Source organism: Prochlorococcus sp. MIT 0916 (genome assembly GCF_047305155.1).
In the GTDB taxonomy this organism is placed as follows: domain Bacteria; phylum Cyanobacteriota; class Cyanobacteriia; order PCC-6307; family Cyanobiaceae; genus Prochlorococcus_B.
The window spans coordinates 416,208-442,223 of the sequence record NZ_CP138980.1 but is presented as its reverse complement, the minus strand read 5'-3'; the positions used below and the strand labels follow the sequence as shown (position 1 = coordinate 442,223).

Below are 26,016 nucleotides of genomic sequence, written 5' to 3'. Positions count from 1 at the left end.
CCCATTTGGGATATTTTAGTTAATAGATTATACATTTGATAACGCTTTCATGCGTTATGGAGAAATAATCATAATGTCTTTTTTTACTTTTCTCTTTTAGTCATTAGTTGATTAAGTCTATATATTTTGGATTTTTGGATATAATTTCTATTGCCGGCTTTAACATTTCTCGATATTTCTTCCATCCACCAAATGATTTTGAATTAATTGGTGAACGAACCTGAACATTGCTTGCAGTTAAAACAACACGATTATTTAAATGCGGAGAAAGGTATGAGTTGTCCCATTCCCATCCCATCCAGGAGATCAAATTTCTAATCTCATTTTGTGGATTACTAACTAATAAATCATAATTAACCTCATATATTTTTGAGCTATATCTTTTCTTGTACTCATTAATTATGTTTTCAGTGTTTAAATAAATCTTTGCACATTCAGTTAAAGAAGAACAATATATATGGTCTTTAGCAAAATGCGCTCTATAAATGGATAGAATATTGTCTAAAGGGTTTCGAAAACAATGTACTATCTTAACGTTAGGGATATGATTTAAGATTATTCCTGTATAAAGATAATTGTATAAATTCTTATTAGTTTTTATAGTATATTTATTTCTTTGATACGAAGCTTTTCTCCAATATATTTTAGCAAGATTGATTTTTTGATTTATTTTTATTTGTTTTTTCCATTCAAGGAATGATTCTTCTAATATAGTCGTCTCTCCTAAGTCATCAACATTCCTATTCATACTCAGAATAGACTCTATAAGTGTTGAACCGCTTCTTGGCATGCCTACAATAAAGATACTTTTGGGATTATTGGATTGTCTATTTTGATAAATTTGTTTTTCATTCGATTCAAGCAATAGTAGTTTTGATTTCTGAATTAATAATTTATAGTTCGATGCTTGAGAAGTATATTTAATGTTATTAGCTTTTATTAAACATTTAGAACTCTCATTATAATTTTTTTTCGCATGAAGAATGTTTGCTCTTGCAAAGAAAATATCTGTTTTTTCACTTGGAGTTTTTTTATTAAGTATTTCATCATCAAAAATTTTTTGCTGCCAGTCTTTATTGGTATTTAAGGGGTTTACAGTGGATAGAATATAGTATGCAGCTACCAAATTAGGATTAAGTTTAATTGCTTTACATAGATATATTTCAGATTTTTTAAGCTTACCAAGATCTTTTAGTACTGCTCCATAATTATAAAGTGCTATTGCATTATTAGGTTTGATCTCAAGCGCTTTAATAATAAATTCTTCTGCTTCTTTTAACTTACCTTGATCTTTTAATATATTGCACAAATTATTATGGGCTTCGGCTAATAAAGGTTTAAATTTAATTGCCTTACGTAGTGATATTTCTGCTTGTTTTATTTCACCAAGTTCTTTTAAAGTATTACCTAGATTGTAATGAGCTTCAACTAAATCTGGTTTAATTTTTATAGCTTCACGATGTAATTTAATAGAGCCTTTTAGGTTGCCTTTATTTCTTAGTATTATTCCATAATTGCAGAATACTTTTGGATCTGAAAATCCTCGATCTATAAAGTGCTGGTAATATTTAGTTGCTTCTATAATATTACCATTTTGATCAAAATTAGAGGCTATGCTAATGATTTCTTCTCTAGAAAGATTGTTGAACAAATTGGATTTAATAATTACCTTTTCATTTTTTATAGGAGGCACTATGTATGTTTGAAAATTATTTTTATTCTTATTTATTCTTGGTTTTTTACCTTGATTTTTCATTCTTTTTAACTTTATAAACTATAGAAGTTGACTCCAACTATAACTCTATCTTTTTTACCATCATAAATTACAGAATGGTATCTATCAGCAGGAAATATAATTATCATTCCCTTACAAGGTAGTATTTCTTTTTGAGGAATATAAAATTTCAAAATACCAGGATTCTTACAATTCTGATCACCTACCTCTAAATAATATACAAGACTGTATTTTTGTTTACCTAGATCTAGGCCTGGAACCCTATCTAATGGTCCGATATGGTTATGCTTGTTAATTATTCCACCTCCTCCAAGAATAGTAAAAAATGAATCCCGAAAAAATACTTCTGATTTGACGACATTTTTTGTAATCGAAATTAAATCATCTTTCAATACTCTAGTTATATTTATATTGTCCTCAAATAGCTCATAATCTGAACCTCTCGCATTACCATAGCTTGGGTCTTCATATTGATTTAGATCAATAGTTTTTAGTTTATATAATTCATTGATTAACTCAGGAGCTACTTCTCTTTTTAAAATAATTGGCTCATTGAATTTCTTATTATAGTTATAAACTTTATCTAAATTATCTTTTTTTTGTGTTGATCTTGCTTTCATCATTGACAATATTAATTTAACATCTTTTGAATTTGAATTAAGAGAATAACTTTTTTCTATACTTTCTAATGCTGAAATTTTATTGCCTTTAGCATATAATAAGAGGCTTAGATTTTGATAAGCAGTTGATAAGTCAGGATTTAGATCAATTGATTTTCTTAATGATACTTCTGCTTCTATAGTCTTACCTACTTCTGTTAGTATCATACCCAAATTACAGAAAGCACCTGCACATTCAGGTTGTAATTCAATAGCTTTGCGAGTAGCTATTTCTGCATCATATAGTTTCCCTTGATCTTTAAGTATTGCTCCTAAGTTTAGATAAGCATTTCCTAACTTCGGGTTAATTGTAATTGCTTTACGAGTATTGATTTCGGCTTCTTTGACTCTTCCAAGCTCATATAATAAATTTCCGAGATTGTAATATGCATTAGCAAAATCTGGATTTAGATCAATTGATTTTCTTAAAGACTCTTCAGCTTTTGATTTTTTCCCTGTAAGTTCGAATATATTTGCGAGATTGTAATGAGCGCTAGCGAAATCAGGCTTCAACTTGATAGCTTTTTTTTGATATTCTTCAGCTTTGTTTAATTCACCATTGCTTTTTAATATAACTCCATAGTTAGATAATACTATTGCATTATTTATTCCTTTATTAATTAGATATTGATAACATTTTGAAGCTTCCGATATGTTCCCTTTAGAATGAAAAGAAATTGCTTGATTTAGTATTTGTTTATTTGAAAGGCTAGTATTTTTCTTAGTCTTTTTTTTAGAGTGACTCTTCTCTTGAAAGCCTTTCATGACCAATACTCTAAATTTTTTACTATTTGAAGTATACTATCCTTTTTATCCAATAATAACTTTAAAATAATTAAATATTGATTAGAAATATTTAATGAGAAAAGCCAGTTATTTAATTATTTCTTTTTAAATAGATATTATACACAATATCTATTCATAAAATTTTTCTTCGTTTTTCTCGGAATTTAATTTCAATTTTAATTTTATTATATTTTTTAATATTTTCCGCAGACTATGATTTACTTCCTTAAGTGAATTCACTTATATATTATATAATGTAGATCTTTCCTTGCAGATTTTACTTGCATTTCTTTTATTGCTTTCTCCATATCTATAGTCATTTGTTTATTCTTTATTTCTAAAACTGTGGTTTTTCTATTAGTGGCAAAGTAAAATTTATTCCATGATATTAGATAATAGTTTCTGTGATAGTCAAACCCTATTTCTAAATTCTTTATATAATGTATCTGCAACTCTTTGCATAACTTCCTGCCAGTTATTTTTTTCTTTTTGTCGGAACAATCTCATAGATGGATACCAAAATGTGCTTTCTCCCTCAACTCCCCATGTCCAAAAAGGCACTTTTTTAAGTAGAAGCCATACTTTTTTTCCCATCCCTCCAGCCAAGTGTGCGATTGATGTGTCACAGGTAATGATTAAATCACAGTTTTCAATTATGGCAGCATTTTCAAGAAAATCCCATGCTGAGTTGATTTGGTCTTGACACCTGACAAATTTATTTTTAAACGAACAATGATCTAATTGCTCCGATCCAAATCCTTTTTGGAGTGAAAGAAAGCTAATTTCATTTTTATTAATGATCTTTGAAAAGGTTTCCAAAGGAATAGATCGTCCTTTATAAGTTCTCTTCTCCATACTTATATTTCCTTGCCAATTGATACCAATTATCGGTTTTTTCTCTGCAGAGAGAATTCTTTTCCATTTTGTGATTAGTTCATCTTTAGATTTGATATATGGTTGATAATTCCCTTGACTTATTGGGTTGATTTTTAAATAGTTTGGTAGAGATAATAAGGAGATCCATTTACCTTCTGAAACTTTATTTGCTTGCTCAGTAGTTAATGGATTTTCATCTATCTTTGAAATTTTGATTAATTTATGCAGTTTTGTTTGTGCACAAAAGGAAAAATCAATATTTCTAGCCCTCAGAAGAGGTATATAGCGCATGTATTGAAGAGTATCTCCCAAACCCTGTTCGCTAATTACTAAAAGTTTTTCCTCTGCGTTTATTTCTTGATTAGTTATTTTTTTAATTCTTGGATTCGCGTGAGGAAAATTAGGTTTATTTTTGATATGTCTAAATTCATAATGCTTGAATCCAGATTCATAGTTTCCTTGAAAAAGTTCTATGGTCGCTAGATTGAAATATGCTTCTGCAGATTTTGGGTCGATTTGTATAGCTTTCCGAATATAGATTTCAGCTTGTTCTAACTTGCCAAGATCTTTTAAAATATTTCCTAAATTTAAAAGTGCATTTAAATTAGTCGGTTTAAGTTTAATAGCTTTGCGAGCATGTACTTCAGCTTCGTCTAATCTATCAAGAGTTCTTAATATGACTCCTAGAGTGGCATGTGATTCTGATAAGAATGGTTTTAATTTAATAGCTTTTCTGATAGATTTCTCTGCCTCATGTAAACTATCTAACTCTATTAATAAATTGCTAAGATTAGTATATGCCTCTGCAAAATCAGGATTAAGCTGAATCGATTTATTTAAATATTTTTTTGCTTCTTTTAATTTACCCATTTTTTTAAGAATAAATCCATAATTAAAAAATAATAATGGATCACAAATTCCCTTCTTTATACAAGACTCAACATATATTTTTGCCTCTAAAATTTTTTCTGTCGAAGTTAATTTAAGATCTTCTTCTATTAATTTTCTTTTAGATGATTTATTAAAAAACTTTGTATTTATTTCAGTATCTCGATAAACATTTAAAAAAGATAATGGGACAGTAAATGTAACTATTGTTGAATGTTCTTTCTTTTTTATTGAGCCATTTTCTAAGTTTTCCATGTTTTTTAATTTATATAATAATTAGTATTAATACAAGATCAATTTATATTGATAACCATCATAAAAATATAGTTATCTGAATATACTCTATTTTTAATAATTGATTGCGACGATAGCTCTTTCACGCTTTTGAAAAATAACTTTTGGATTGACATGTAAAAGTTTTTTATGAGATTCAAATTAATCTGGAAGAGATAGTTTGATTTTAATATTTAGTTCGGGCAATGATGAAATACTTAACTTTCGGAGAGTTTTTTAAATACTGTCTACTTCGTTGCAAGTGGGTAGTATTTGAAAAATTCTTAGTGATTAGGTGCTTGAATAAGTGAAAATTTTAGATTTAAAGTGCAAGCCAAAACAGCCTTAGCAGAGAAGAAAGCTTTAGCGGATAAGAAGGCCGCAGCGGATAAGAAGGCGGCAGCAGATAAGAAGGCCGCAGCGGATAAGAAGGCGGCAGCAGAGAAGAAGGCCGCAGCAGAGAAGAAGGCGGCAGCAGAGAAGAAAGCTTTAGCGGATAAGAAGGCCGCAGCGGATAAGAAGGCGGCAGCAGAGAAGAAGGCCGCAGCAGAGAAGAAGGCGGCAGCAGAGAAGAAAGCTTTAGCGGATAAGAAGGCGGCAGCAGAGAAGAAAGCTTTAGCAGAGAAGAAGGCCTTAGCAGAGAAGAAAGCTTTAGCGGATAAGAAGGCCGCAGCGGATAAGAAGGCGGCAGCAGAGAAGAAGGCCGCAGCAGAGAAGAAGGCCTTAGCAGAGAAGAAAGCTTTAGCGGATAAGAAGGCGGCAGCAGAGAAGAAAGCTTTAGCGGATAAGAAGGCCGCAGCAGAGAAGAAGGCGGCAGCAGAGAAGAAAGCTTTAGCGGATAAGAAGGCCGCAGCGGATAAGAAGGCGGCAGCAGAGAAGAAGGCCGCAGCAGAGAAGAAGGCGGCAGCAGAGAAGAAAGCTTTAGCGGATAAGAAGGCGGCAGCAGAGAAGAAAGCTTTAGCAGAGAAGAAGGCCTTAGCAGAGAAGAAAGCTTTAGCGGATAAGAAGGCCGCAGCGGATAAGAAGGCGGCAGCAGAGAAGAAGGCCGCAGCAGAGAAGAAGGCCGCAGCAGAGAAGAACGTTCAAACCAGCAAGAAAGTTAATTCTCGAATTCAAATTGATTCACAACAGAAACGAGACTCAAGAACTGAATTATTAACGGTATCAGTCTCCTTAAACACTGGAAAGATTGTGTCAATAGCTGCTATAGGGATTTTGGCTTCGGCTATTCTTGTTTCTGCAATGGTATTTATTGCTGGGTAATTCAATTTCACGAATATCTTTGCTAAAGCAACTTTTTTATTCTGACTTTCTGCTATGTTTTCGTTCTTGTAGTTTTAGATAAACCTAAACTGTGCTTAAAGAAAGAATCCAGGAGGTTTTTGAGTTCACTAAAAGTGAGTCTCCCTATAGGAAAGCTAATAAAGGTTGGATTAATCAAGATATGTTTTTAGATTTAAGTCCCTCTGCTGGTACAAAAAAACAAACAAATGAAGCTGCTAAAATAACACTATTTTGGTCTCCAATAAATAGTTTATTATCGAATATTTTTTTGGTTATTGTTCTATGTTCAATACTTGTATTTACCTCATTATCTTTTGTGCAAGGTAGATTTAATTTTAATTTATTCAACAATTCTGTAATTAAAGATATTGTAAATATTGATAAAAATAAACCTCTAAATAAGAGTAGATTAAAGGATATAGACTCTACGAATTCAACAATCCAAAAAAATCTTGAGACAAAAGACTTAGATAAATCAAATAAAATCAATTCATTACCTGATGATTTAAAGAAAGCAGATGAGAAAATAATAAATAAAAAAATAGAGACAAAAGTGACATCCGTAAAAGGAAATGAAAGTAATAATGATATTAAGAATTTACAAAATAACAAACCAAAATCAAATTTTATTTGAACTATTTTATTGATATCATTAAAAATTCTTTGGTTTTTTAAAAATTGTTTTATCAGTTAAACTTTTTTGGTTTTTTGGCAGAGTTAGATGCTTTAATCAAAGTGGTTTTTATGAGTTTTAAGGTGTCTGAAGCAAAGGGTAATCAACTCGCAACTATATCTGTTTACTTAAATACACCAATAATAGCTGTGCTTTTGGCTGTTGGATTTCTTCTGGGATCTGTTTTATTCGCTGGAATTTTACTCATAGCTAAATAGCTAATTTGTTTAACTCACTGCTAATAGCAGGAAGTAAAAATTGATCATTGACTAATTCTTTGCCAGTTGTAAAAACAACTGCAAGCATGGGATTCTTATTAGGTGCCTCCCACCACGCGACATCATGGCGAACTTCACTCATTAAACCTGCTTTGCTCCAAAGTTTAGAAGCCAAAGGAAGGCCTGCCCCTAAAAAACCATCTACTTGATTATCTAAATCTTTCTTGCGACTAACTGGATCGAGTGAACGTTGAAAAACTTTTATTAAATGCTCGCTTGCTACTTTTGGCAGCATTTCAAGAGTCATTAATGATTCAAAGATTCTGGCAATCCCATCGGTTGTCATGCTATTTCTATTCTCATTTTTCTTTCCATAAAAGTCTTTTTCTCTTCCAAAAGGTCCTTCATTCCAAGTCTTTTGACTGCAGTTCCAATTTTTTATTTCAGCCCATCTAAGATCATTTAGCCATTGATTAATTAATTGCCTTTGGATTTTCCATGCTTGATAGTTTGACTCATTAAGAGATGGACCACTTGTTGTACCTGTTAAAAGATCTAAAATATAACTTGTGGCATCATTATTGGAGTTTGCGATCATTTCATGTAATGCTCTTCTAAGTTCTTCTGAGTCAACAATTAAGTCTTTTTGTAGCCATACCTGAGTCGCCAATGCATAAACTATTTTTACTATGCTGGCAGGATAAAAATTTTTACTTGAATTCCACCCTGTCCCATATCCACTAGATTTCGATGGACTTTGCCTGTCATAACGTATACATGTTATTGCAATATTTTCTTGAAGGTTTGGACGACCTTCTTTTTCAAATCTATCGAGGAGACCTTCGAGGCAATATGCCATCTCAGGGTCTTGTCGGTAGAACGCCATAGCGCTCGAGAAGAATTCAATATGACCTTAGAGGTTTTGCTAACTAAAGCTTCATTTGTTTTGGGAAGTTTATGGAAACTTAGAAAAAATATTGATGGATTTAAAAGTGAAAATAGGGATGAATTAGTTACACAAGCAAGTATTGGTAGGAGTTTTCAATTGATTGATTGTTTAACATCTAATTTTAAAAATACGCAAATTATCGATAGAGTTAAAGTACGTCTTTTGGAAGATGATTATATTTGTTGGTTTAGATTTGCTGAATTAATTCATCAAGCTTCAAAAATAGAAACATGGAAATCTGAATTCTTTACTGAAGAGAAAATTATTTCTAGAATTCCTGGAATATTGTCTTGGGCTAAGGCTGCGAAAAAAATGAGTAATCATTATTTATGGGGCGGAACTACTGGTCCCAATTTTGATTGCTCTGGTTTGGTTCAATCTGCTTTTGCAAGTTCAGGTATTTGGATACCAAGAGATGCTTATCAGCAGGAAAAATTCTGTCAAAATATTGCATTTGATATTGAAGCTTTAGGCGAAGAATTAAAACCTGGTGATTTACTTTTCTTCGGATCACTTGAAAAATGTACCCACGTTGGATTGCATATTGAGAATGGTTTTTATATTCATAGTTCTGGGGTAACTGATGGGCATAATGGAATAGAGATTGACGGTTTATTTCAACCCAACCCTGGAAAAATTTCTTCTTTTTACAGATCTAAATTTAGATCTGCAGGAAGAGTGATCTCTTGTTATCAGAGTGAAAAACTCTAAAGAAGATTAATTGACCCTTATGAGGAGTTTTGAATGAATTCTAATCTGGCACTATCAATAGTTGTTCCAATCTATAACGAAGAAGAAAGTCTTCCTTTTTTGGTGAATCAGTTATTAGAAGTTTTAAAGCCTATGGCGGAAGCTTTTGAAGTAGTTTTAGTTAATGATGGTTCATCAGATAACAGCGCAGAGGTGATTAGAAAATTAAGCTTTGAGATACCAGAATTAGTTGGAGTTCTTTTACGTAAAAACTATGGACAGACAGCTGCGATGGCAGCAGGATTTGATATTTCTTCTGGAGAGATAGTTGTCACACTTGATGGAGACTTGCAAAATGATCCTGCCGATATTCCTTTATTAGTTAATAAGATTAGGGATGGATTTGATCTTGTAAGTGGATGGAGATATCGAAGGCAAGATGCTGCGATAAGTAGAAAGATTCCATCAAGAATTGCTAATCGATTGATTGGGAAGGTTACTGGTGTGCGACTGAATGATTATGGATGTTCTTTAAAGGCTTATAGGAAAGAAGTATTGACAGATATGAGATTATATGGGGAGTTGCATAGATTCTTGCCTGTTCTTGCAAATATTGAAGGAGCAAGAATTACGGAAGTTAAAGTAAATCATAGAGCCCGTCAATTTGGATCTAGTAAGTATGGAATAGATAGAACTTTTAGAGTCTTGATGGACTTGTTGACTGTTTGGTTTATGAATAGATTTTTAACTAGACCTATGTATGTTTTTGGTTTTGGTGGAATTCTTGCAATTATTGGGAGCTTCATAACTAGCTTTTATCTATTAACAATCAAACTTTTAGGAGAAGATATAGGTAATAGACCTTTACTTATTTTTGCTTTACTTCTTGCAGTGACTGGAGTTCAACTTTTTGGTTTTGGATTGCTTGGAGAGTTGCAAATCCGTACTTATCATGAAAGTCAAAATAGGCCAATTTATCGCATTAGAGATACATTTCGAGGGGGAGGAGAAGCTTGAGATTTTTTATGTAAATCAATAGTATTCCCTTTGTAAGATGAAATGCCAGCAGCAGAAGCAATAACAACTCTACTGTCAGAATCCTTTAACCCTCTTCTTAAAAAAGGTAATGCTTTATTGTTGTCCCATTGACTAGCAATTTGAATAGCTAAAAGACGATCAGTGGGGTTGCTAGAAATTAATTTAGTTAATTGTTTCTTTGTCTCTATTGAATTAAGTGAAGTTGGCTGTACAAAAGGTTTGGAGTTTTTGTTAATCAGTTTTGTTGATTTTTGATTTTGTAAACTCTTATTGATGATCAATTCGGATGATGTTATCTCAGCCTTTGAAAAGGAATCCTTTTGAGATTTGAAAAAAGCTGATGCTTTGGATTGTTTTTTGGAACTCCAAAGGATTAAAGCAATAATTAGGGCTAAACCACCAGCAAAAACTTGATTCATGATGAGAAAATTTTTTTAGTAGTGCATCTTTAAAGAAGATATACGGATTGAACTTTTATGTCATCAATGGGTTGTATTTGGTTTGATTAGATCATAATTCTATAAAATAAAGGTGGATTTATTGAAATAAGTAATGACTAGTGAACTAGCTTCAAGTTTGCTTCCCGCTATTCTGATTCCATTAGTTGGAATAATGGGTCCAGCCGTTTTCATTGTTTTGATTGGTAGGTACATAACCGCTACTGAGTAATTTCAAAAATTTAATTTTCTACCAATTCTTTTAGCTCATGACTAAACCTAAAGAAACACTTATGCAAAAGTGGGCTGTGAAAACAGTCTCAGACCCGACTGTTGGCAATCTTCAAACCCCAGTTAATAGTGGTTGGTTCACAAAGATGGTTATCAATAATCTTCCTGTCTACAGAGAGGGCCTATCACCAAACTTCAGAGGTCTAGAAACAGGAGCAATTTTTGGTTATTTACTTTTTGGTCCTTTTTCTATGACAGGGCCTCTTAGAAATACGGATTTTGCCTTAACGGCAGGTTTACTTGGCGGTGTGGGAGCTATTCAAATATTGACTGCTCTTTTTATTCTTTACAACGCTGCTGGTAAGGCGCCTAATGTTCAACCTCCTGATGCAACAGTAGCTAATCCTCCTTCAGATTTATTTACTAGAGCAGGATGGAGTGATTTTACAAATGGTTTTTGGTTAGGAGGCACAGGAGGTGTCGTTTTTGCTTGGTTGCTAATTGGTACTTTGCATTTGGATACTGTTCTCCCTTTGATTAAGGAATATCATTTACTTGGAGCATAAAATCTTTTTAGAAGACTTTCAATTAAAAAGCCCCCTCAATAAGGGGTTTTTTAATGCTCTAAATTATTTACTTCAATTGGCTGATATTTTTTGAAAAGCTTTAAATGAGGATTAATTTATTTGGTTTTGTTTGTTGTTCTATGCCTAATTTCTTGATATTAAATAGATCTATTTTGCTTATCAATATAAATATTAATAGATAATCTAATAAGTATTAGTTCCCATAAAAAAAGAACAATGCTTTTGAGGACACTGTTCTTTTGATTGGAAGTTTGTTAAAGATTTATCCGAACTTACCCGAAGTAGATGCGAAAACAAATGCACCAAAGGTTACAAGGTTTCCAACTGTGAAATGGTTTAAACCAACTAATCGTGCTTGGACAATTGATAATGCAACAGGCTTATCTCTCCAACCAACTAAATTAGCTATTTGAAGTTCTTTATGAACCTAAGTAAGAGTTTTTATAGATAATTTTTTAAATATTAGTATTCGTTCCCATAAAAAAAGAACACTGCTTATAAAGACAGTGTTCTTTTGACTGGAAGCTAGTTAAAGATTTATCCGAACTTACCCGAAGTAGATGCGATAACAAATGCACCAAAGGTTACAAAGTTTCCAACTGTGAAATGGGTTAAACCAACTAATCGTGCTTGGACAATGGATAATGCAACAGGCTTATCTCTCCAACCAACTAAATTAGCTATTGGTGTTCTTTGATGAGCCCAAACAAGAGTTTCGATAAGTTCTTGCCAATACCCTCTCCAAGAGATGAGGAACATAAATCCAGTCGCCCAAATGAGATGACCAAATAAGAACATCCAAGCCCATGGAGATAAAGCATTTACACCAAATGGGTTATATCCATTGATTAGCTGAGAACTATTTAGCCATAGATAATCTCTAAACCAACCCATTAAATAGGTACCAGATTCATTGAATTGAGCGGTATTACCCATCCAAATTGCTAGATGTTTCCAATGCCAATAGAAGGTAATCCAAGCAATAGTGTTTAAGGCCCAGAACATCGCTAAATAAGTAGCGTCCCAAGAAGAACTATCACAAGTACCTCCACGACCTGGTCCATCACATGGGAAAGCAAATCCTAAATCCTTTTTATCTGGAATTAGTTTTGTTCCTCTAGCATCAAGAGCACCCTTTATGAGAATCAAAGCAGTTGTATGTAGTCCTAGTGCAATCGCATGGTGAACTAAGAAATCTGCAGGTCCAATAGGTAAGAAATTGGTTAGAGCATCTGGTCTATTAATCATGTCCATCCAGTAGTGATTACCTGGCATGGAATTAGCAGCTATAGATGCTGAACTTGATGCATTTGCTAGCAACGCATTAAATCCATACATCATTTTTCCACTAGCAGCCTGTGCGAACTGTGCAAATACTGGTTCTATAAGAATCTGCTTTTCAGGTGTACCAAAGGCTACAACTACATCGTTGTGAACATAAATTCCAAGAGTATGGAAGCCTAGAAGCATTGTTACCCAACTTAAGTGGCTAATTAAGGCTTCTTTGGTACTAAGGATTCTTGCTAGAACATTGTCTTTATTAAGCTCTGGATCATAATCTCTGACAAAGAAAATTGCTCCGTGAGAGAACGCACCAACCATCAAGAACATTGCTATGTATTGATGATGGGTATATAGAGCTGACTGAGTTGTGTAATCCCTTGCGATAAATGCGTATGAAGGAAGAGCACCCATATGCTGGGCGACCAAACTACAAGCTACACCTAAAGAAGCGAGTGCAAGTCCAAGTTGAAAATGGAGTGAATTGTTGACTGTCTCGAATAGTCCATTGTGCTTGATACCGAAATAACCCTTATGTGGATCTTTTGGGTGACTTGTATTGTGGGCTTCAACAATTTCTTTAAGGCTATGGCCAATACCAAAGTTAGTCCTATACATATGGCCTGCAATTATAAATACCACTCCTATAGCCAAATGATGGTGAGCAATATCTGTTAGCCAAAGTGATTCACTTTGAGGGTGAAGTCCACCTAAGAATGTAAATATCGCTGTACCAGCTCCTTGAGTAGTTCCAAAAACCGCATCAAGTGAATCAGGGTTTTGAGCATAAGCTCCCCAATTCCCTGAGAAAAATGGAGTTAGACCTTCTGGATGAGGCATAACAGTTAACCAGTTATCCCAGCCAACATGTATTCCTCTTGATTCAGGGATAGCTACGTGAATTAAGTGACCAGTCCAAGCAATACTGCTGAATCCAAAAAGAACAGCTAAGTGATGGTTTAACTGAGATTCTGCATTTTTAAACCATGCTAATGAAGGTCTGTATTTAGGCTGAAGATGAAGCCATCCAGCAAACAATAACCAGCAGACAAGGATGTTTATAAAGATTGCACCCTGGAAAAGCTGCTCATTAGTTCTCATGCCAATTGTGTACCACCAGTGGTATAAGCCTGAGTAAGCAATATTGACTGGAGAAGTTGCTCCTGCCTGAGTCAGAGCATCAGTAAGACCTTGTCCAAAATGAGGATCCCAAATTGCATGAGCAATTGGGCGAGTATGAGTTGGATCTAGAACCCATTGCTCAAAGTTTCCTTGCCAAGCAATGTGAAAAAGATTTCCTGCCACCCAAAGACCAATGATGGCTAAGTGACCAAAATGAGTAGAGAAGAGTTTTTGATATAACTGTTCCTCTGTCATACCGTCATGACTTTCGAAATCATGAGCGGTAGCTATGCCGTACCAGATTCTTCTGGTTGTAGGGTCTTGAGCAAGACCCTGACTAAAAGATGGAAATTTAGTTGCCATTTTATAAAAGATCAGAGAGGGTCAGCCGAGACCGATTAAGCGAGCGTGGAAGAAGGCCCAAGTTGTAGCAATTCCTCCTAGAAGGAAATGAGCTGCTCCTACTGCACGACCTTGAGTGATAGATAGAGCTCTTGGTTGAATAGTTGGAGCCAACTTAAGTTTATTGTGAGCCCAAATAATTGACTCAAATAATTCTTGCCAGTAACCACGGCCACTGAATAGGAACATAAGACTAAATGCCCAAACGAAATGTGCTCCTAAGAACATCAAACCGTACATACTTATGGGTTGGCCATAGCTTGTAAGGACTTGCGATGACTGAGCCCAGAGGAAATCTCTAAGCCATCCATTAATAGTTATGGAGCTTTGAGCAAAGTTTCCTCCTGTAAGTCCCCATACATCACTTTGCATTTTCCATGAGAAGTGGAAGATAACTACTGATAAGCCGTTATACATCCAGAACAAGCCAAGGAAAACATGATCCCAAGATGAAACTTGGCATGTACCTCCTCTTCCTGGTCCATCACAAGGGAATCTAAAGCCAAGGTTCGCCTTATCAGGAATTAGTCTGGAACTCCTTGCGAATAAAACTCCCTTTAGGAGGATTAGAAGGGTTACGTGGATAGTAAACGCATGGATATGGTGAATCATGAAATCAGCAGTTCCTAAAGGTATAGGCGCGATTCCAATTTTCCCCCCAACTTGACTTACAGAACCGTTAAAGACTTCGCTAACTAAGCCACTTTGAAGGTTTACATTTGCACCAGCAAGAGTTGTAGAGCCAGCAGCTGAATGATGAATATTTTGAATCCATTGAGCAAAAACAGGTTGAAGTTGGATCCCTGTATCACTGAACATATCTGCAGGTCTTCCTAACGCACGCATTACATCATTATGAATATAAAGACCAAAACTATGGAAACCTAAGAACATGCAAGCCCAATTTAAATGACTAATTAATGCATCTCTTGCTTTCAAGATTCTGTCTAGAACATTATCAATATGAACAGCTGGGTCATAGTCTCTAATCATTGCGATACCAGCATGAGCTGCTGCACCAACAATGAATAATCCACCTATCCACATATGGTGTGTAAATAGACCTAGGACAGTTGGGTAATCAATAGACAAGTATGGATATGGAGGCATCGCATACATGTGATGGGAAATAATGATGCTCAAGGAGCCAATCATTGCAAGGTTTAAACCAAGCTGAGCATGCCAACTATTAGCTAAAAACTCATAAATTCCCTTATGACCATTTGGAGCAGGGAAAAGAATTGGATCTCCTGCATGATTATCTAGTATTTCTTTGAGACTATGGCCAATGCCAAACATTGTTCTATATAGATGACCACCAAATACAGCTAGTACTCCAAAAGCTAAATGATGATGAGAAATATCTGTCATCCATAAGCTACCAGTAACTGGATTTAGACCACCTTTGAAAGTTAAGAAATCACTAAACGCCCACCAATTAGTCGTAAAGAAATTTTCAACTGTTCTTCCAGCGAGGCCAGGGAATATTTGACTAGCAATAGCAGGATTACAAAGCTCATGGGGCAGAGGCATGTCCGCAACTGAAGCAATTGGAATGCCATCAATAATTAGAGGCTTTCCAGCATCAATTGCGTCCATCAAAGCCGCAGTTGGTGCGCCTATGTGAATGCAATGTCCAGCCCAAGCAATAGAACCCAATCCCACTAGACCAGCTATGTGGTGATTGAGCATTGACTCAAGATTCCTGAACCAATCAAGCTTTGGAGCGGCTTTGTGATAGTGATAAATACCACCATGCAGCATTATTGCTGCCATGAGAAGAGCACCAATAGCTAAAGCCATGAGCTCGGTTTCATTAGTAATACCCCAGCCTCTCCACATCTGAAAAATTCCAGAAGTGATCTGAATGCCGTGATAATTACCGCCTAAATCTGCATTAAGCATCTCTTGACCAACTATTGGCCAAACCACTTGTGCTCCTGGCTTGACATGAGTTGGATCAGAGAGCCAGCCAGAATAATTAGAAAAGCGAGCTCCATGGAAAAAAGCTGCACTCATCCAAATAAAGATGACTGCTAGATGGCCAAAGTGAGCAGAAAATACTTTTCTACTGGTTTCTTGGAGATCTCCAACATGGGTATCAAAATCATGCGCGTCAGCATGAAGATTCCATATCCATGTAGTAGTCTTTGGCCCTTTTGCAAGGGATTTTGACCAAAAACCAGGCTTATCAAGCTTGGAAAAATCTACAGGGATTGCATCAGTTTCGATAGGTTTATCGAGAACTGGTTCTTTTTTTTGTTCTCTTTCTGGTGGGCTAATGGTCATCGAGTGATTCCTTCAGGAATGTGATCGAGGTTTGGGGGGCCTAATCTGGAAAGACTAGGGTGAAATCTTTAGTAAGTAATTCTACTTATGAGGTGGGATTACTTGTTTAAAGATTTTAGGAATTCAAGACCTACCTTTGAAGTTACTTGAAAACCTATATAAGGGTTATGTCATAAGCATAAAGTAGACAGTCAGTTACTACGGAAGCATGTAACAAATGTTCTACACTTTTATTCTTAAGTGGTCATTTAATCCATGGTTTTTCTTAATTAGTAAATCTTTGCGTTTAGTAGAGCGAAGGGAAAAAAGTTATTTAGGTCTAGAGGCTTTACTTTTTATAGACATTAATTCGTGAAAACATCACTTAGATAAGGCTTTCTTGCCTTTGAAAAGTTGAATTAGACTATAATTGCTAGGTAAAAATACTATTGGATTTCTTGATAACAGCTTTTTATTGATTTCAAGAAATTTATTTAAAGACTATTTCACGGTTTTTGATTTTTGATTTTTACTAAAGCTTTCTTTTAGAGGCTAACTTGTGTAGATAAATAAAAAATTTATTTTATTTCTCGTTCTGGAAAAAACATTAATAAAAACTCCCAAAAGGATTGCATTTGGATTTTCTTTAAGCGCTTTGCCTTTGCTTGAGAGATTGCAAGCAAGCAATCATGTAGATCAAATCTTTATATCTAATGGTTCAACTCTTTTTTTAGAAAAAAAAATTGAAGGTTTAGTTGAATCCTCACCAATTGAGTTTTTAAAAGATCATTGGAATAACAATAATAAATTAATTTTTTTAGGTTCAATCGGAGCTGTAGTAAGGCTCATATCTCCTTTTGTTAGATCTAAACATAATGATCCAGCAATACTGGTAATGGATTCAAAAGCTAAAAATGTTATTACTCTTTTAGGAGGCCATAAGCAAGGAGGAGACGCATTTGCTAATGAGTTGGCAGCTGCTTTAGAGGCAGAAGTAATTTGCACCTCAGATTCATTTACTGAAAGAAGAATTCCTTTGGATTGTTTTGGTGAAGGATGGGGTTGGGAGCGAGGTGGTTCAGATGTCGATTGGCGAAAATTAATGATTAGACAGTCTAAAGAGCAAAAAAATATAGTTTTTCAATCACAAGGTTCAAAACTATGGCAAAAATTAAAAGGTTGTGCCAATTGTTCTTTTTTAGCGAAAAACGATCCAATCTCTTTTGAAAATATCAACATATATATAGGTCAAGAAAATTCCAATATATGTTCATGGCATCCACCGACAATAATCATTGGAATTGGCTGTGAGAGAAATACAGATGAAATGGTCATTCAAAGAGCAATTGATAAGTCTTTGAATCAAAATGGCTTATCACTTCTTTCAATCTCTTGTTTAGCAACGATTGATAAAAAAAATGATGAAATAGGATTATTGAATTTGTCAAAAAAAAATGAATGGCCAATTTATTTTTTTAGTGCCCCTGAACTTTCTCAAGTCAACGTGCCAACTCCTTCAAATGTAGTTTTGAAGGAAATGGGAACTGCCTCAGTCGCTGAAGCTGCGGCAATTTTGTTAGGAGGTCAGTCTGGAAGATTAATACAAGAAAAAAAAATCTATTATTCCAATGAGGATGAGTGTGGTGCCGTAACAATTGCATTGGTCGAGTTATCAATTCCCTTTGCACCTCATAAAGGAGAATTGCATTTAATTGGCAGTGGCCCTGGAGACTTGGAAATGCTTACCTCTGACTCTCGTCGAGCTTTAAATAGATGCTCTGCTTGGATCGGTTATACCCCTTACTTAAATTATTTGGATTCAATTCGCCGTCCTGAACAGGTTCGTATTGATTCTGAATTAACTTTTGAAAAAGATCGATGTCAATACGCTCTTGATCTTGCAAAAGAGGGGGTAAAAGTTGCGCTTATTTCATCTGGCGACAGTGGAATTTATGGAATGGCAGGGTTGGCTCTTGAACTTTGGCTACATGAAAAGATTGATTCAAGGCCTTTATTTCAAGTGCATCCAGGCATTAGCTCCTTTCAGATGGCTGCCGCAAAGCTAGGAGCTCCTTTTATGCATGATTTTTGTTCTATCTCTTTAAGTGATCTTTTGACTCCGTGGGATCAAATTGAGAGGAGAATTAAAAGTGCAGCGATAGGTGACTTTGTTATTGCAATATTTAATCCAAAATCAAAAAAACGTAATTGGCAGTTAAAAAAGACAGTTGATTTGCTAATCGAATTTCGGAAACCCTGCACACCTGTTGCTATCGCTAGAGAGCTTGGGAGGCCAGATGAAAGTATTGAAATTCATACACTCGCAACCTTGCCATTTGATCAGGTCGATATGCTTACTATTTTGGTCATTGGTAATAGTCAGAGTGTTATTAAAAACAATAGATTTTTGACTCCAAGAGGCTATTTCTCTAATTAATTGTTTTTGATTACTACGAACCAGAAAATCGAATATTTAGTTTTAAGCTTATTTTTAGTTATCAAATTGAGAAGAAGTTAAAAAATCAAGTCAATCTGTAAATTCTTTCTAAAGTTAGTTTGTTATTAAAAGAGCTTTGCTTAAACCAGACTGGTTACGTGTTAAGGCACCACAGCAAGAGAGGATTGGCAATGTTGCTGATCTATTAGTTGATTTAAAACTCAATACAGTTTGTCAGGAAGCAAGTTGTCCAAATATTGGAGAATGTTTTGCAGGAGGAACTGCTACTTTTTTAATAATGGGACCTGCATGCACTCGTAAATGCCCTTATTGCGATATTTCATTTGATAATTCGAAAAGGCTTTTAGACCCATCAGAACCTGATCGTTTAGGTGAAGCCGTTTTCAGGATGGGCTTGACTCATGTCGTTATAACTTCCGTCAATCGTGATGACTTAGAAGATGGTGGCGCTAGTCAATTTTTGAAATGTATTAAGGCTGTTCAAAGCAGATCCCCATTTACCTCTATTGAAGTTTTAATTCCAGATCTTTGCGGTAATTGGGATGCTTTAAAAGTTATTTTGGATGCCGCTCCAAATGTACTAAATCACAATATCGAGACTGTTCCAAGGCTATATCCAAGAGTCAGACCTCAAGGAATATATGAAAGGTCTTTGGAATTATTAAAAAGAGTTCGTGAAGGTTGGCCAAGAGTGTATACGAAATCTGGCTTAATGGCTGGATTAGGGGAAACAGATGAAGAGATTTTGAGTGTTCTTTCTGATCTGCATCTAAATAAAGTTGATATCGTAACTATTGGCCAATATTTATCACCAGGCCCAAAACATTTACCTGTTAATAGATTTGTATCTCCTTCTCAATTTGATAGTTACCGTATTGAGGGAGAAAATAAATTAGGATTTTTGCAGGTCATCAGTTCACCATTAACTAGAAGTAGTTATCACGCAGGAGAAGTTAAAAAATTAATGATGTCTCATCCAAGGTGATTTGAAAACTTTGGTTGACTTCCATCAACTGATATCCATTCTTGAAGATCCCAGACAACTAAATTATTTTTAATCATGGGATCATTTTCTATGATCTTTTTTGCTGTTAAGTAATCCTTTGCTTCAAGAATTAATAAACCTCCACCGCCCGGCATCTTTTTTTCATTGATTAAATATCCGCTATGGATGTAATGGCCAGATTTACTAATATTTTTAACCCATTCTTTATGCATTAATAAGAATTTTTTCTTTTCAATATTAGATAATTCTAAGGTTTTGTCTTTAAACTTCTCTGTCTTAATAAATATAGGCATTATTGTCTATCTATATTGTCGCTTTCTCCAGCACTTCCTCAATACCTAATTTATTCTTTTCACTTGGAGGAACTACAATCTTAAATAAATTTTTCCACGAAGACCAGTCTGAGAGTATCTTTTGCGCTAAAGGACTTTTTGTTTTCTGATGATATTCATTAATTAAGTCATTTAAGAATTGTTCTTGGTTAGTTGCAGTTAAATCATATGTCTCAACAATTTCTTTATTCATTCTCAAGTCAAGTTCATTTTTTTTGTCAAGAATAAAAGCTATGCCTCCAGTCATTCCTGCTCCTATGTTTCTTCCGGTTTTTCCAAGCACAACAACTACTCCTCCAGTCATATATTCGCAACAATGGTCACCCGCTCCTTCAATAACAGCATGAGCTCCACTATTGCGAACTCCAAAACGCTCACCTGCTATTCCAAGGGCGAATAATTTCCCACCAGTTGCTCCATATAGACATGTGTTACCAAGTATTACCTGAGTGTTAGATGTGTCATTAATAATTTCGGGAACAATCGTAATGGAACCTCCGTTAATACCTTTTCCTACATAATCATTAGCTTCTCCTATCAAAGATATATTCATTCCTTTTAAAATAAATGCACCAAAGCTTTGTCCAGCGGAACCTTTAAATATTAAATTTAAATTCCCATTAAAACCTTTATTTCCATATTTTTTAGCTATTTCTCCAGAGATTCGTGCACAAACACTTCTATCTGTATTAACAATTGGAATTTCTTTAGAGATGCTTCCTTGAGTTTGAATTGCATTAGAAACTTCTTCATCTTTCAGTAGGGCATTTTCAATAACTTCTCCATTGCTATGAGCTTTAACTTCGTGTCTTAACCATGAACGATCATTTGAGTTGTCTATAGGTTTGAGAAGGCTAGATAGGTCAACTTCTTTTGTTTTTGTTAAGTCTAGATTTCGTTGTATTAATAGATCTGTTCTTCCAATAAGATCCTCGAGTTTGGCTACTCCAACTTGACTCATCAATTGTCTGACTTCCTCAGCAACGAAGATAAAGAAGTTAACTACATGTTCTGGTAACCCTGGGAATCTTTTTCTTAAGCCTTCTTGTTGAGTTGCTATACCTACTGGACATTTATTTGTATGGCAAATCCTTGCCATGATGCAACCTTCTGCAATCATTGCGATTGTTCCAAAACCATATTCTTCTGCTCCAAGTAAAGCCGCAATTAGGACATCCCATCCTGTCTTTAAACCTCCATCTGCTCTTAATAAAACCCTTTTGCGAAGACCATTTTCTAATAAAGAGCGATGAACTTCCGTTAATCCAAGTTCCCATGGCAAACCAGCATGTTTAATTGAACTAAGTGGCGATGCACCCGTCCCTCCATCATGTCCTGAAATTTGGATGACATCAGCATTTGCTTTGGCTACTCCCCCTGCAATTGTGCCAATTCCTATCTCAGCAACTAATTTCACACTGACTTTTGCTGTTGGATTTATTTGATGTAGGTCATGAATAAGTTGTGCAAGGTCTTCTATTGAGTAAATATCATGATGAGGAGGAGGAGAAATAAGAGCTACTCCTGGCTTGCTATTACGAAGCTTTGCTATATATTCATCAACCTTAGGCCCAGGCAATTGTCCTCCTTCTCCAGGCTTTGCACCTTGAGCTACTTTGATTTCTAATTGCTTGCCACTAGTTAAATATTCAGGGGTTACACCAAATCGGCCAGACGCAATTTGTTTAATTGCAGAACATGCTGTATCTCCATTTAAAAGTCCTTTGAGATTAGGTAATGTTTTTGATTGATTATTTTCGTCAACATCCTCGAGAACATTGAATCTCGCGGGATCCTCTCCTCCTTCACCACTATTACTTTTGCCTCCAATCCTATTCATTGCTATTGCAAGAACTTCATGCGCTTCCCTAGATAGGGCACCTAGACTCATTCCGCCAGTGCAAAATCTTTGACAAATACTTTCAACACTTTCTATTTGATCAAGCGGTAAAGGCTGGGTGGCTGTTTTAAATGTAAGAAGATCTCTGAGGGTAGTAGCGGGACGACTTTCTAGAAGTTTTTGATAAGTTTTGAAGTGGTCATATCCAGGCCCAGCTTTAACCGCAGCATGAAGAACTTTTGACATTTCTGGATTATTTAAATGAAATTCTCCACTATTTCGATATTGAACAAATCCATTAAAATCAAGTTTTTTTTGCTCTAGTTCTGGGAAAGCCCTTTTATGAAATGAAACTGTCTCGAGTGATAATTCGCTCAAAGTTAATCCTGCTATACGACTTGTTGTTCCCTTGAAAGCTAAATCAATTAAATCTGCACCGATACCTATAGCCTCAAAGATTTGTGCTCCGTGGTAACTTGCTAAAACCGAGATTCCTATTTTTGAGAGTATTTTTCTTAATCCATCTTCCATGGCTTTTTTAACATTATCTTGAGCAATCTCTATCGATAAATTAGACAACTTCCCATCTGAAATAAGTTTTTGAGTTTTAGGTAATTGCCACCAATGGCGAGTGGTTTCCCATGTCAACCAAGGACAAATTGCACTTGCTCCAAATCCAATCAGACAGGCTATGTGATGAGTACTCCAGCATTGAGCTGTATCTATAATTATCGAGGTTTTTAGTCTTAGCCCTTTTCTAAGTAAGTGATGATGAACAGCACCAACAGCGAGAAGAGGTGGAATGTAGGAGTTCTCTTGATTAATATCTCTATCAGAAAGGATTAGTATTTCTCCACCATTAATAACAGTATCTTCTGCTTCTTGGCATAGATTTTTGAGACCTTGTTCGAGGTTTATTTTATCATCATTAATAGGAATTAAAGTCGATATCTGTTTGCATGAAAGTTCTGATTTTGATAATGAAATTAATTCTTTTTCATTAAGTATTGGTGATTTAATATGAATTAGTCTTGCAGACTCTGCTTTAGGCCTTAATGGTGCTTTTCTAACCCCAAGATTCATCTCTAAGCTAGTGACTAGCTTTTCTCTAAGAGGATCAATTGGGGGATTAGTAACTTGTGCAAATCTCTGTTTGAAATAGTCGTAAAGAATATGTGATTTATTAGAAAGTATTGCCAGTGGTATATCGTCTCCCATGCAATAAGTTGGTTCTTTTGCATTTGCTGCCATGCTATTAATTATGTAATCAAAATCTTCTGCAGTAAAGCCAAATGCAATTTGTTGCTGAAGCAATTTTTGCTTATCAAATTTGTTATTTATCTCCCAACTTTGGTTATTAAGATTTATGCGATTTGCTTTTAACCAATCTAAGTATGGGTATCTATTTGCTGACTCTTCTTTAACATCCCAATTACGTAAAATTCTCTTGCTTTCTAAATCTACCGCAAGCATTTGGCCAGGACCTAAGCGACCTTTCTCTTGGATTAGATCTTCTTCTAATTCAACAACACCTGTTTCAGATCCCATAACAACATATCCATTTTTAGTGATGCAATAGCGAGCTGGTCTTAAACCATTTCTATCAAGAGTTGCGCCTATGTTTCTTCCATCTGTAAAGACTATTAAAGCTGGACCATCCCAGGGCTCTTGGGTTCCTGCAGCATATTCGTAAAAAGCTGTTATTTCAGGTTTGTTTATTAATTCTGGTTGGTCTCTAAAAGCTTCGGGAATAAGTGTTAATAAACTATCAGTTATTGGTCTTCCACTTCGAACTAATAGTTCTAGATTTAAATCAAGATTTGCTGAATCACTGTATAAATTATTGACTATAGGTTTTAGATCATTTGCATTTTCTTTCCAAACTGAACTTATATCTGTTTCTGTTGCTTTAGCCCAATTTATATTTCCAAGTAATGTATTTATTTCTCCATTATGACCTAAAAGTCTCATTGGTTGAGCTAAAGGCCATTTCGGTAATGTATTTGTACTAAATCTTCTATGGTAAACCGCATATGAAACTTCAAATCTGTCGTCCTTTAAATCATTATAAAAAGGAGCTAATATTTCAGATCTAACCATTCCTTTATAAACAATAGTTTTGCTACTTAAAGAGCAAATATAGAGACCTAATTCATCCTCCTTTAATTCTATATTTGCTCGATTAGAAATCTTTTGCCTCAATCTGAAAAGTAAAGCCTCAAGATTGATTTCTGCATGCTTAACATCAACTAACCATTGTGTAATAAAGGGTTCATTTTCCCTTGCAAGTTTGCCTAAAACTTCTTCATGAACAGGAACATCTCTCCACCCTTTGGAGTTTATCCCTAACAACTCAGCTTCCTGCTCACATATCTTCTTCGCTAGTTCTCTATTCTTAGAGTCTTTAGGCATAAAAATCATACCTATGCCTGATAAATGGGGGTCGCATTGTTTAGCCGTACCCCAAACTTGCCTTAAATATGACCATGGAATTTCACACAAAATCCCAGCACCATCACCTGAATCACCATCTCCGCCGCATCCGCCCCTGTGCTCCATGCAACTCAGACCAAGTAATGCCTGAGACAAGACCCAATGGTTTTGTTTTCCTTCTACGCTAGCGATGAAGCCAACACCACAAGAATCTTTTTCCCCAGAAAAGGCATCTGGATTGGTGCTATCGCAGTAGGGCCAATTTGATCTTGAGGGTCGTTGATGCATGTTTTTAACTTACTATTTTTTCTTTTCTTACAAAAGTGCTGTCTATAAAAGCTTTAAATAGCTGATGAGAATAATTTGATAGATCCTAGAGTGACATCTTAAACATTTTTGTCTACTAAGAAGTTTTTTATTCAATACTTTCTTGAAAATTATTTGTACTTATGCTTAAACCTGAATAAAAATAAAATATTAATTGAAAAAAACTATGAATTTGGGTGGTTGACCAAGTAATCTGATGAATTGTTGAATCTGGTCGTAAATAGACCAAATATTAAATTAATGCCAACCATTCAACAGTTGATAAGAACAGAGCGAAAGACTCTTAAAACAAAGACAAAATCTCCTGCTTTGCGAGGCTGCCCAGAAAGGAGAGGAGTCTGTACAAGGGTTTACACCTCAACTCCCAAAAAACCTAATTCTGCTCTTAGGAAAGTAGCTCGTGTCAGATTAACCTCAGGTTTTGAAGTTACAGCTTATATTGGTGGTATTGGTCATAACCTTCAAGAACACTCTGTAGTTTTGCTTAGAGGTGGAAGAGTTAAAGATTTACCAGGAGTCAGATATCATATAGTCAGAGGAACTCTTGATACTGCTGGGGTTAAAGACCGTAAACAGTCAAGATCAAAATATGGAGCTAAATCTCCTAAAGAATAAAAATTTAGTTTGATTTATTGAATTTACCCCCCTTATACAATTTAATTTCATGTCAAGAAGAAACGCAGCAGAAAAAAGACCTGTATTACCAGATCCTCAATTCAATAATCGCTTGGCGAGTATGATGGTTCATCGATTGATGAAGCATGGGAAGAAATCCACTGCTCAAAAAATACTTTCTGATGCGTTTGGTTTGATTAACGAACGAACTGGTTCAGATCCTATTGAGCTATTTGAAACAGCTGTGAAAAATGTCACACCTCTTGTTGAAGTTAGAGCAAGAAGAGTTGGTGGAGCAACCTATCAGGTTCCAATGGAGGTTCGCCAAGAAAGAGGAACTGCAATGGCACTTCGATGGTTGGTAAATTTCTCAAGATCAAGAAATGGTAGAAGCATGTCTCAAAAACTTGCTGGGGAGCTTATGGATGCAGCCAATGAAGCCGGGAATGCAGTGAGGAAGAGGGAAGAGACCCATAAAATGGCCGAAGCAAATAAAGCTTTTGCTCACTATCGCTATTGATTTAGGTCAAATTTTTCTATTTAAATCCTCAAAATATTTCTTTTTTAGCATGCTTAGTTGTAGAGTCCATGCGCATTTTAAAGCCCTT

General features: G+C 35.2%; 20 protein-coding genes and 1 pseudogene. 11 read left to right on the top strand and 10 right to left on the bottom strand.

What is annotated here, in order from left to right; all coding sequences use genetic code 11:
• Positions 1 to 103: 103 nt before the first annotated feature.
• From SIB53_RS02375 to SIB53_RS02365, 3 genes are all read right to left on the bottom strand, one after another.
• Positions 104 to 1,756: a tetratricopeptide repeat-containing sulfotransferase family protein gene (locus tag SIB53_RS02375; protein WP_413678617.1), complete on the bottom strand. Its 1,653-nt coding sequence runs from the start codon at positions 1,754 to 1,756 to the stop codon at positions 104 to 106.
• 11 nt (positions 1,757 to 1,767) lie between these two features.
• Positions 1,768 to 3,159: a tetratricopeptide repeat protein gene (locus tag SIB53_RS02370; protein ID WP_413678616.1), complete on the bottom strand. Its 1,392-nt coding sequence runs from the start codon at positions 3,157 to 3,159 to the stop codon at positions 1,768 to 1,770.
• A gap of 432 nt (positions 3,160 to 3,591) precedes the next feature.
• Positions 3,592 to 5,199 (bottom strand): tetratricopeptide repeat protein, encoded by a 1,608-nt coding sequence (locus SIB53_RS02365; RefSeq protein WP_413678615.1) that lies wholly within the window; start codon positions 5,197 to 5,199, stop codon positions 3,592 to 3,594.
• Positions 5,200 to 5,544: 345 nt separating this feature from the next.
• Here SIB53_RS02365 and SIB53_RS02360 point away from each other — a divergent pair, with 345 nt between their 5' ends.
• The 3 genes from SIB53_RS02360 to SIB53_RS02350 all read left to right on the top strand — a co-directional run bounded on the left by SIB53_RS02360 (position 5,545) and on the right by SIB53_RS02350 (position 7,392).
• Positions 5,545 to 6,480 (top strand): hypothetical protein, encoded by a 936-nt coding sequence (locus SIB53_RS02360; protein WP_413678614.1) that lies wholly within the window; start codon positions 5,545 to 5,547, stop codon positions 6,478 to 6,480.
• A 91-nt stretch (positions 6,481 to 6,571) separates the two neighbouring features.
• Positions 6,572 to 7,135: a hypothetical protein gene (locus tag SIB53_RS02355; RefSeq protein WP_413678613.1), complete on the top strand. Its 564-nt coding sequence runs from the start codon at positions 6,572 to 6,574 to the stop codon at positions 7,133 to 7,135.
• A gap of 74 nt (positions 7,136 to 7,209) precedes the next feature.
• On the top strand, positions 7,210 to 7,392 hold the full coding sequence (locus SIB53_RS02350) for a hypothetical protein (RefSeq protein ID WP_413678612.1): 183 nt from the start codon (positions 7,210 to 7,212) through the stop codon (positions 7,390 to 7,392).
• Here the strand turns inward: SIB53_RS02350 and SIB53_RS02345 are convergent.
• Positions 7,385 to 8,278 carry a serine hydrolase gene (locus tag SIB53_RS02345; protein WP_413678611.1) on the bottom strand — a complete coding sequence of 298 codons (894 nt, stop codon included), beginning with the start codon at positions 8,276 to 8,278 and terminating at the stop codon, positions 7,385 to 7,387. The genes SIB53_RS02350 and SIB53_RS02345 overlap by 8 nt on opposite strands.
• On the opposite strand from SIB53_RS02345, the gene SIB53_RS02340 reads away from it, so the two are divergent.
• Positions 8,261 to 9,052 carry an NlpC/P60 family protein gene (locus SIB53_RS02340; RefSeq protein WP_413678610.1) on the top strand — a complete coding sequence of 264 codons (792 nt, stop codon included), beginning with the start codon at positions 8,261 to 8,263 and terminating at the stop codon, positions 9,050 to 9,052. The genes SIB53_RS02345 and SIB53_RS02340 overlap by 18 nt on opposite strands.
• A gap of 33 nt (positions 9,053 to 9,085) precedes the next feature.
• On the top strand, positions 9,086 to 10,048 hold the full coding sequence (locus SIB53_RS02335) for a glycosyltransferase family 2 protein (RefSeq protein WP_413678609.1): 963 nt from the start codon (positions 9,086 to 9,088) through the stop codon (positions 10,046 to 10,048).
• On the opposite strand, the gene SIB53_RS02330 is transcribed toward SIB53_RS02335, so the two are convergent.
• A complete protein-coding gene (locus SIB53_RS02330) occupies positions 10,006 to 10,488 on the bottom strand; it encodes a HEAT repeat domain-containing protein (RefSeq protein ID WP_413678608.1) in 483 nt (160 codons plus the stop codon). The genes SIB53_RS02335 and SIB53_RS02330 overlap by 43 nt on opposite strands.
• Before the next feature lie 133 nt (positions 10,489 to 10,621).
• Here SIB53_RS02330 and SIB53_RS02325 point away from each other — a divergent pair, with 133 nt between their 5' ends.
• The gene (locus SIB53_RS02325; protein WP_011295429.1) at positions 10,622 to 10,738 is read left to right on the top strand and encodes a photosystem I reaction center subunit VIII; all 117 of its coding nucleotides are present in this window, start codon (positions 10,622 to 10,624) and stop codon (positions 10,736 to 10,738) included.
• Between the two features lie 37 nt (positions 10,739 to 10,775).
• Positions 10,776 to 11,303, top strand: coding sequence for a photosystem I reaction center protein subunit XI (locus SIB53_RS02320; protein WP_413678607.1), 528 nt, complete (start codon positions 10,776 to 10,778; stop codon positions 11,301 to 11,303).
• A 283-nt stretch (positions 11,304 to 11,586) separates the two neighbouring features.
• Here SIB53_RS02320 and SIB53_RS02315 read toward each other — a convergent pair.
• The 3 genes and pseudogenes from SIB53_RS02315 to psaA all read right to left on the bottom strand — a co-directional run.
• Positions 11,587 to 11,733: pseudogene (locus SIB53_RS02315) on the bottom strand (hypothetical protein); the annotation flags it as partial.
• A gap of 128 nt (positions 11,734 to 11,861) precedes the next feature.
• A complete protein-coding gene (gene psaB / locus SIB53_RS02310; protein ID WP_269603461.1) occupies positions 11,862 to 14,090 on the bottom strand; it encodes a photosystem I core protein PsaB in 2,229 nt (742 codons plus the stop codon).
• Positions 14,091 to 14,111: 21 nt separating this feature from the next.
• Complete coding sequence (gene psaA / locus SIB53_RS02305) at positions 14,112 to 16,418, bottom strand: photosystem I core protein PsaA (protein ID WP_413678606.1); 2,307 nt, start codon at positions 16,416 to 16,418, stop codon at positions 14,112 to 14,114.
• Positions 16,419 to 17,052: 634 nt separating this feature from the next.
• Here psaA and cobJ point away from each other — a divergent pair.
• Together cobJ and lipA are read left to right on the top strand one after the other, a co-directional pair.
• Positions 17,053 to 18,834 carry a precorrin-3B C(17)-methyltransferase gene (gene cobJ / locus SIB53_RS02300; RefSeq protein WP_413678605.1) on the top strand — a complete coding sequence of 594 codons (1,782 nt, stop codon included), beginning with the start codon at positions 17,053 to 17,055 and terminating at the stop codon, positions 18,832 to 18,834.
• A gap of 136 nt (positions 18,835 to 18,970) precedes the next feature.
• Complete coding sequence (gene lipA, locus SIB53_RS02295; RefSeq protein ID WP_413678604.1) at positions 18,971 to 19,840, top strand: lipoyl synthase; 870 nt, start codon at positions 18,971 to 18,973, stop codon at positions 19,838 to 19,840.
• On the opposite strand, the gene SIB53_RS02290 is transcribed toward lipA, so the two are convergent.
• Both SIB53_RS02290 and gltB read right to left on the bottom strand, forming a co-directional pair.
• On the bottom strand, positions 19,828 to 20,073 hold the full coding sequence (locus tag SIB53_RS02290) for a YciI family protein (RefSeq protein ID WP_413678603.1): 246 nt from the start codon (positions 20,071 to 20,073) through the stop codon (positions 19,828 to 19,830). The genes lipA and SIB53_RS02290 overlap by 13 nt on opposite strands.
• 91 nt (positions 20,074 to 20,164) lie before the next feature.
• Positions 20,165 to 24,754 carry a glutamate synthase large subunit gene (gene gltB, locus SIB53_RS02285; RefSeq protein ID WP_413678602.1) on the bottom strand — a complete coding sequence of 1,530 codons (4,590 nt, stop codon included), beginning with the start codon at positions 24,752 to 24,754 and terminating at the stop codon, positions 20,165 to 20,167.
• 279 nt (positions 24,755 to 25,033) lie between these two features.
• On the opposite strand from gltB, the gene rpsL reads away from it, so the two are divergent.
• Together rpsL and rpsG are read left to right on the top strand one after the other, a co-directional pair.
• Positions 25,034 to 25,408 carry a 30S ribosomal protein S12 gene (rpsL, locus tag SIB53_RS02280; RefSeq protein ID WP_158467243.1) on the top strand — a complete coding sequence of 125 codons (375 nt, stop codon included), beginning with the start codon at positions 25,034 to 25,036 and terminating at the stop codon, positions 25,406 to 25,408.
• 49 nt (positions 25,409 to 25,457) lie between these two features.
• On the top strand, positions 25,458 to 25,928 hold the full coding sequence (rpsG, locus tag SIB53_RS02275; protein WP_269603452.1) for a 30S ribosomal protein S7: 471 nt from the start codon (positions 25,458 to 25,460) through the stop codon (positions 25,926 to 25,928).
• Positions 25,929 to 26,016: the final 88 nt, after the last annotated feature.

What these genes read in the sequence shown, in the direction of transcription:
- SIB53_RS02335 (WP_413678609.1), top strand. Translation starts at nt 9,086, where the DNA reads ATGAATTCTAATCTGGCACTATCAATAGTTGTTCCAATCTATAACGAA.
- rpsG (WP_269603452.1), top strand. Translation starts at nt 25,458, where the DNA reads ATGTCAAGAAGAAACGCAGCAGAAAAAAGACCTGTATTACCAGATCCT.
- rpsL (WP_158467243.1), top strand. Translation starts at nt 25,034, where the DNA reads ATGCCAACCATTCAACAGTTGATAAGAACAGAGCGAAAGACTCTTAAA.
- SIB53_RS02320 (WP_413678607.1), top strand. Translation starts at nt 10,776, where the DNA reads ATGACTAAACCTAAAGAAACACTTATGCAAAAGTGGGCTGTGAAAACA.
- psaB (WP_269603461.1), bottom strand. Translation starts at nt 14,090, where the DNA reads ATGGCAACTAAATTTCCATCTTTTAGTCAGGGTCTTGCTCAAGACCCT.
- SIB53_RS02345 (WP_413678611.1), bottom strand. Translation starts at nt 8,278, where the DNA reads ATGGCGTTCTACCGACAAGACCCTGAGATGGCATATTGCCTCGAAGGT.
- gltB (WP_413678602.1), bottom strand. Translation starts at nt 24,754, where the DNA reads ATGCATCAACGACCCTCAAGATCAAATTGGCCCTACTGCGATAGCACC.
- SIB53_RS02290 (WP_413678603.1), bottom strand. Translation starts at nt 20,073, where the DNA reads ATGCATAAAGAATGGGTTAAAAATATTAGTAAATCTGGCCATTACATC.
- SIB53_RS02365 (WP_413678615.1), bottom strand. Translation starts at nt 5,199, where the DNA reads ATGGAAAACTTAGAAAATGGCTCAATAAAAAAGAAAGAACATTCAACA.
- psaA (WP_413678606.1), bottom strand. Translation starts at nt 16,418, where the DNA reads ATGACCATTAGCCCACCAGAAAGAGAACAAAAAAAAGAACCAGTTCTC.
- SIB53_RS02330 (WP_413678608.1), bottom strand. Translation starts at nt 10,488, where the DNA reads ATGAATCAAGTTTTTGCTGGTGGTTTAGCCCTAATTATTGCTTTAATC.
- SIB53_RS02375 (WP_413678617.1), bottom strand. Translation starts at nt 1,756, where the DNA reads ATGAAAAATCAAGGTAAAAAACCAAGAATAAATAAGAATAAAAATAAT.
- SIB53_RS02370 (WP_413678616.1), bottom strand. Translation starts at nt 3,159, where the DNA reads ATGAAAGGCTTTCAAGAGAAGAGTCACTCTAAAAAAAAGACTAAGAAA.
- SIB53_RS02325 (WP_011295429.1), top strand. Translation starts at nt 10,622, where the DNA reads ATGACTAGTGAACTAGCTTCAAGTTTGCTTCCCGCTATTCTGATTCCA.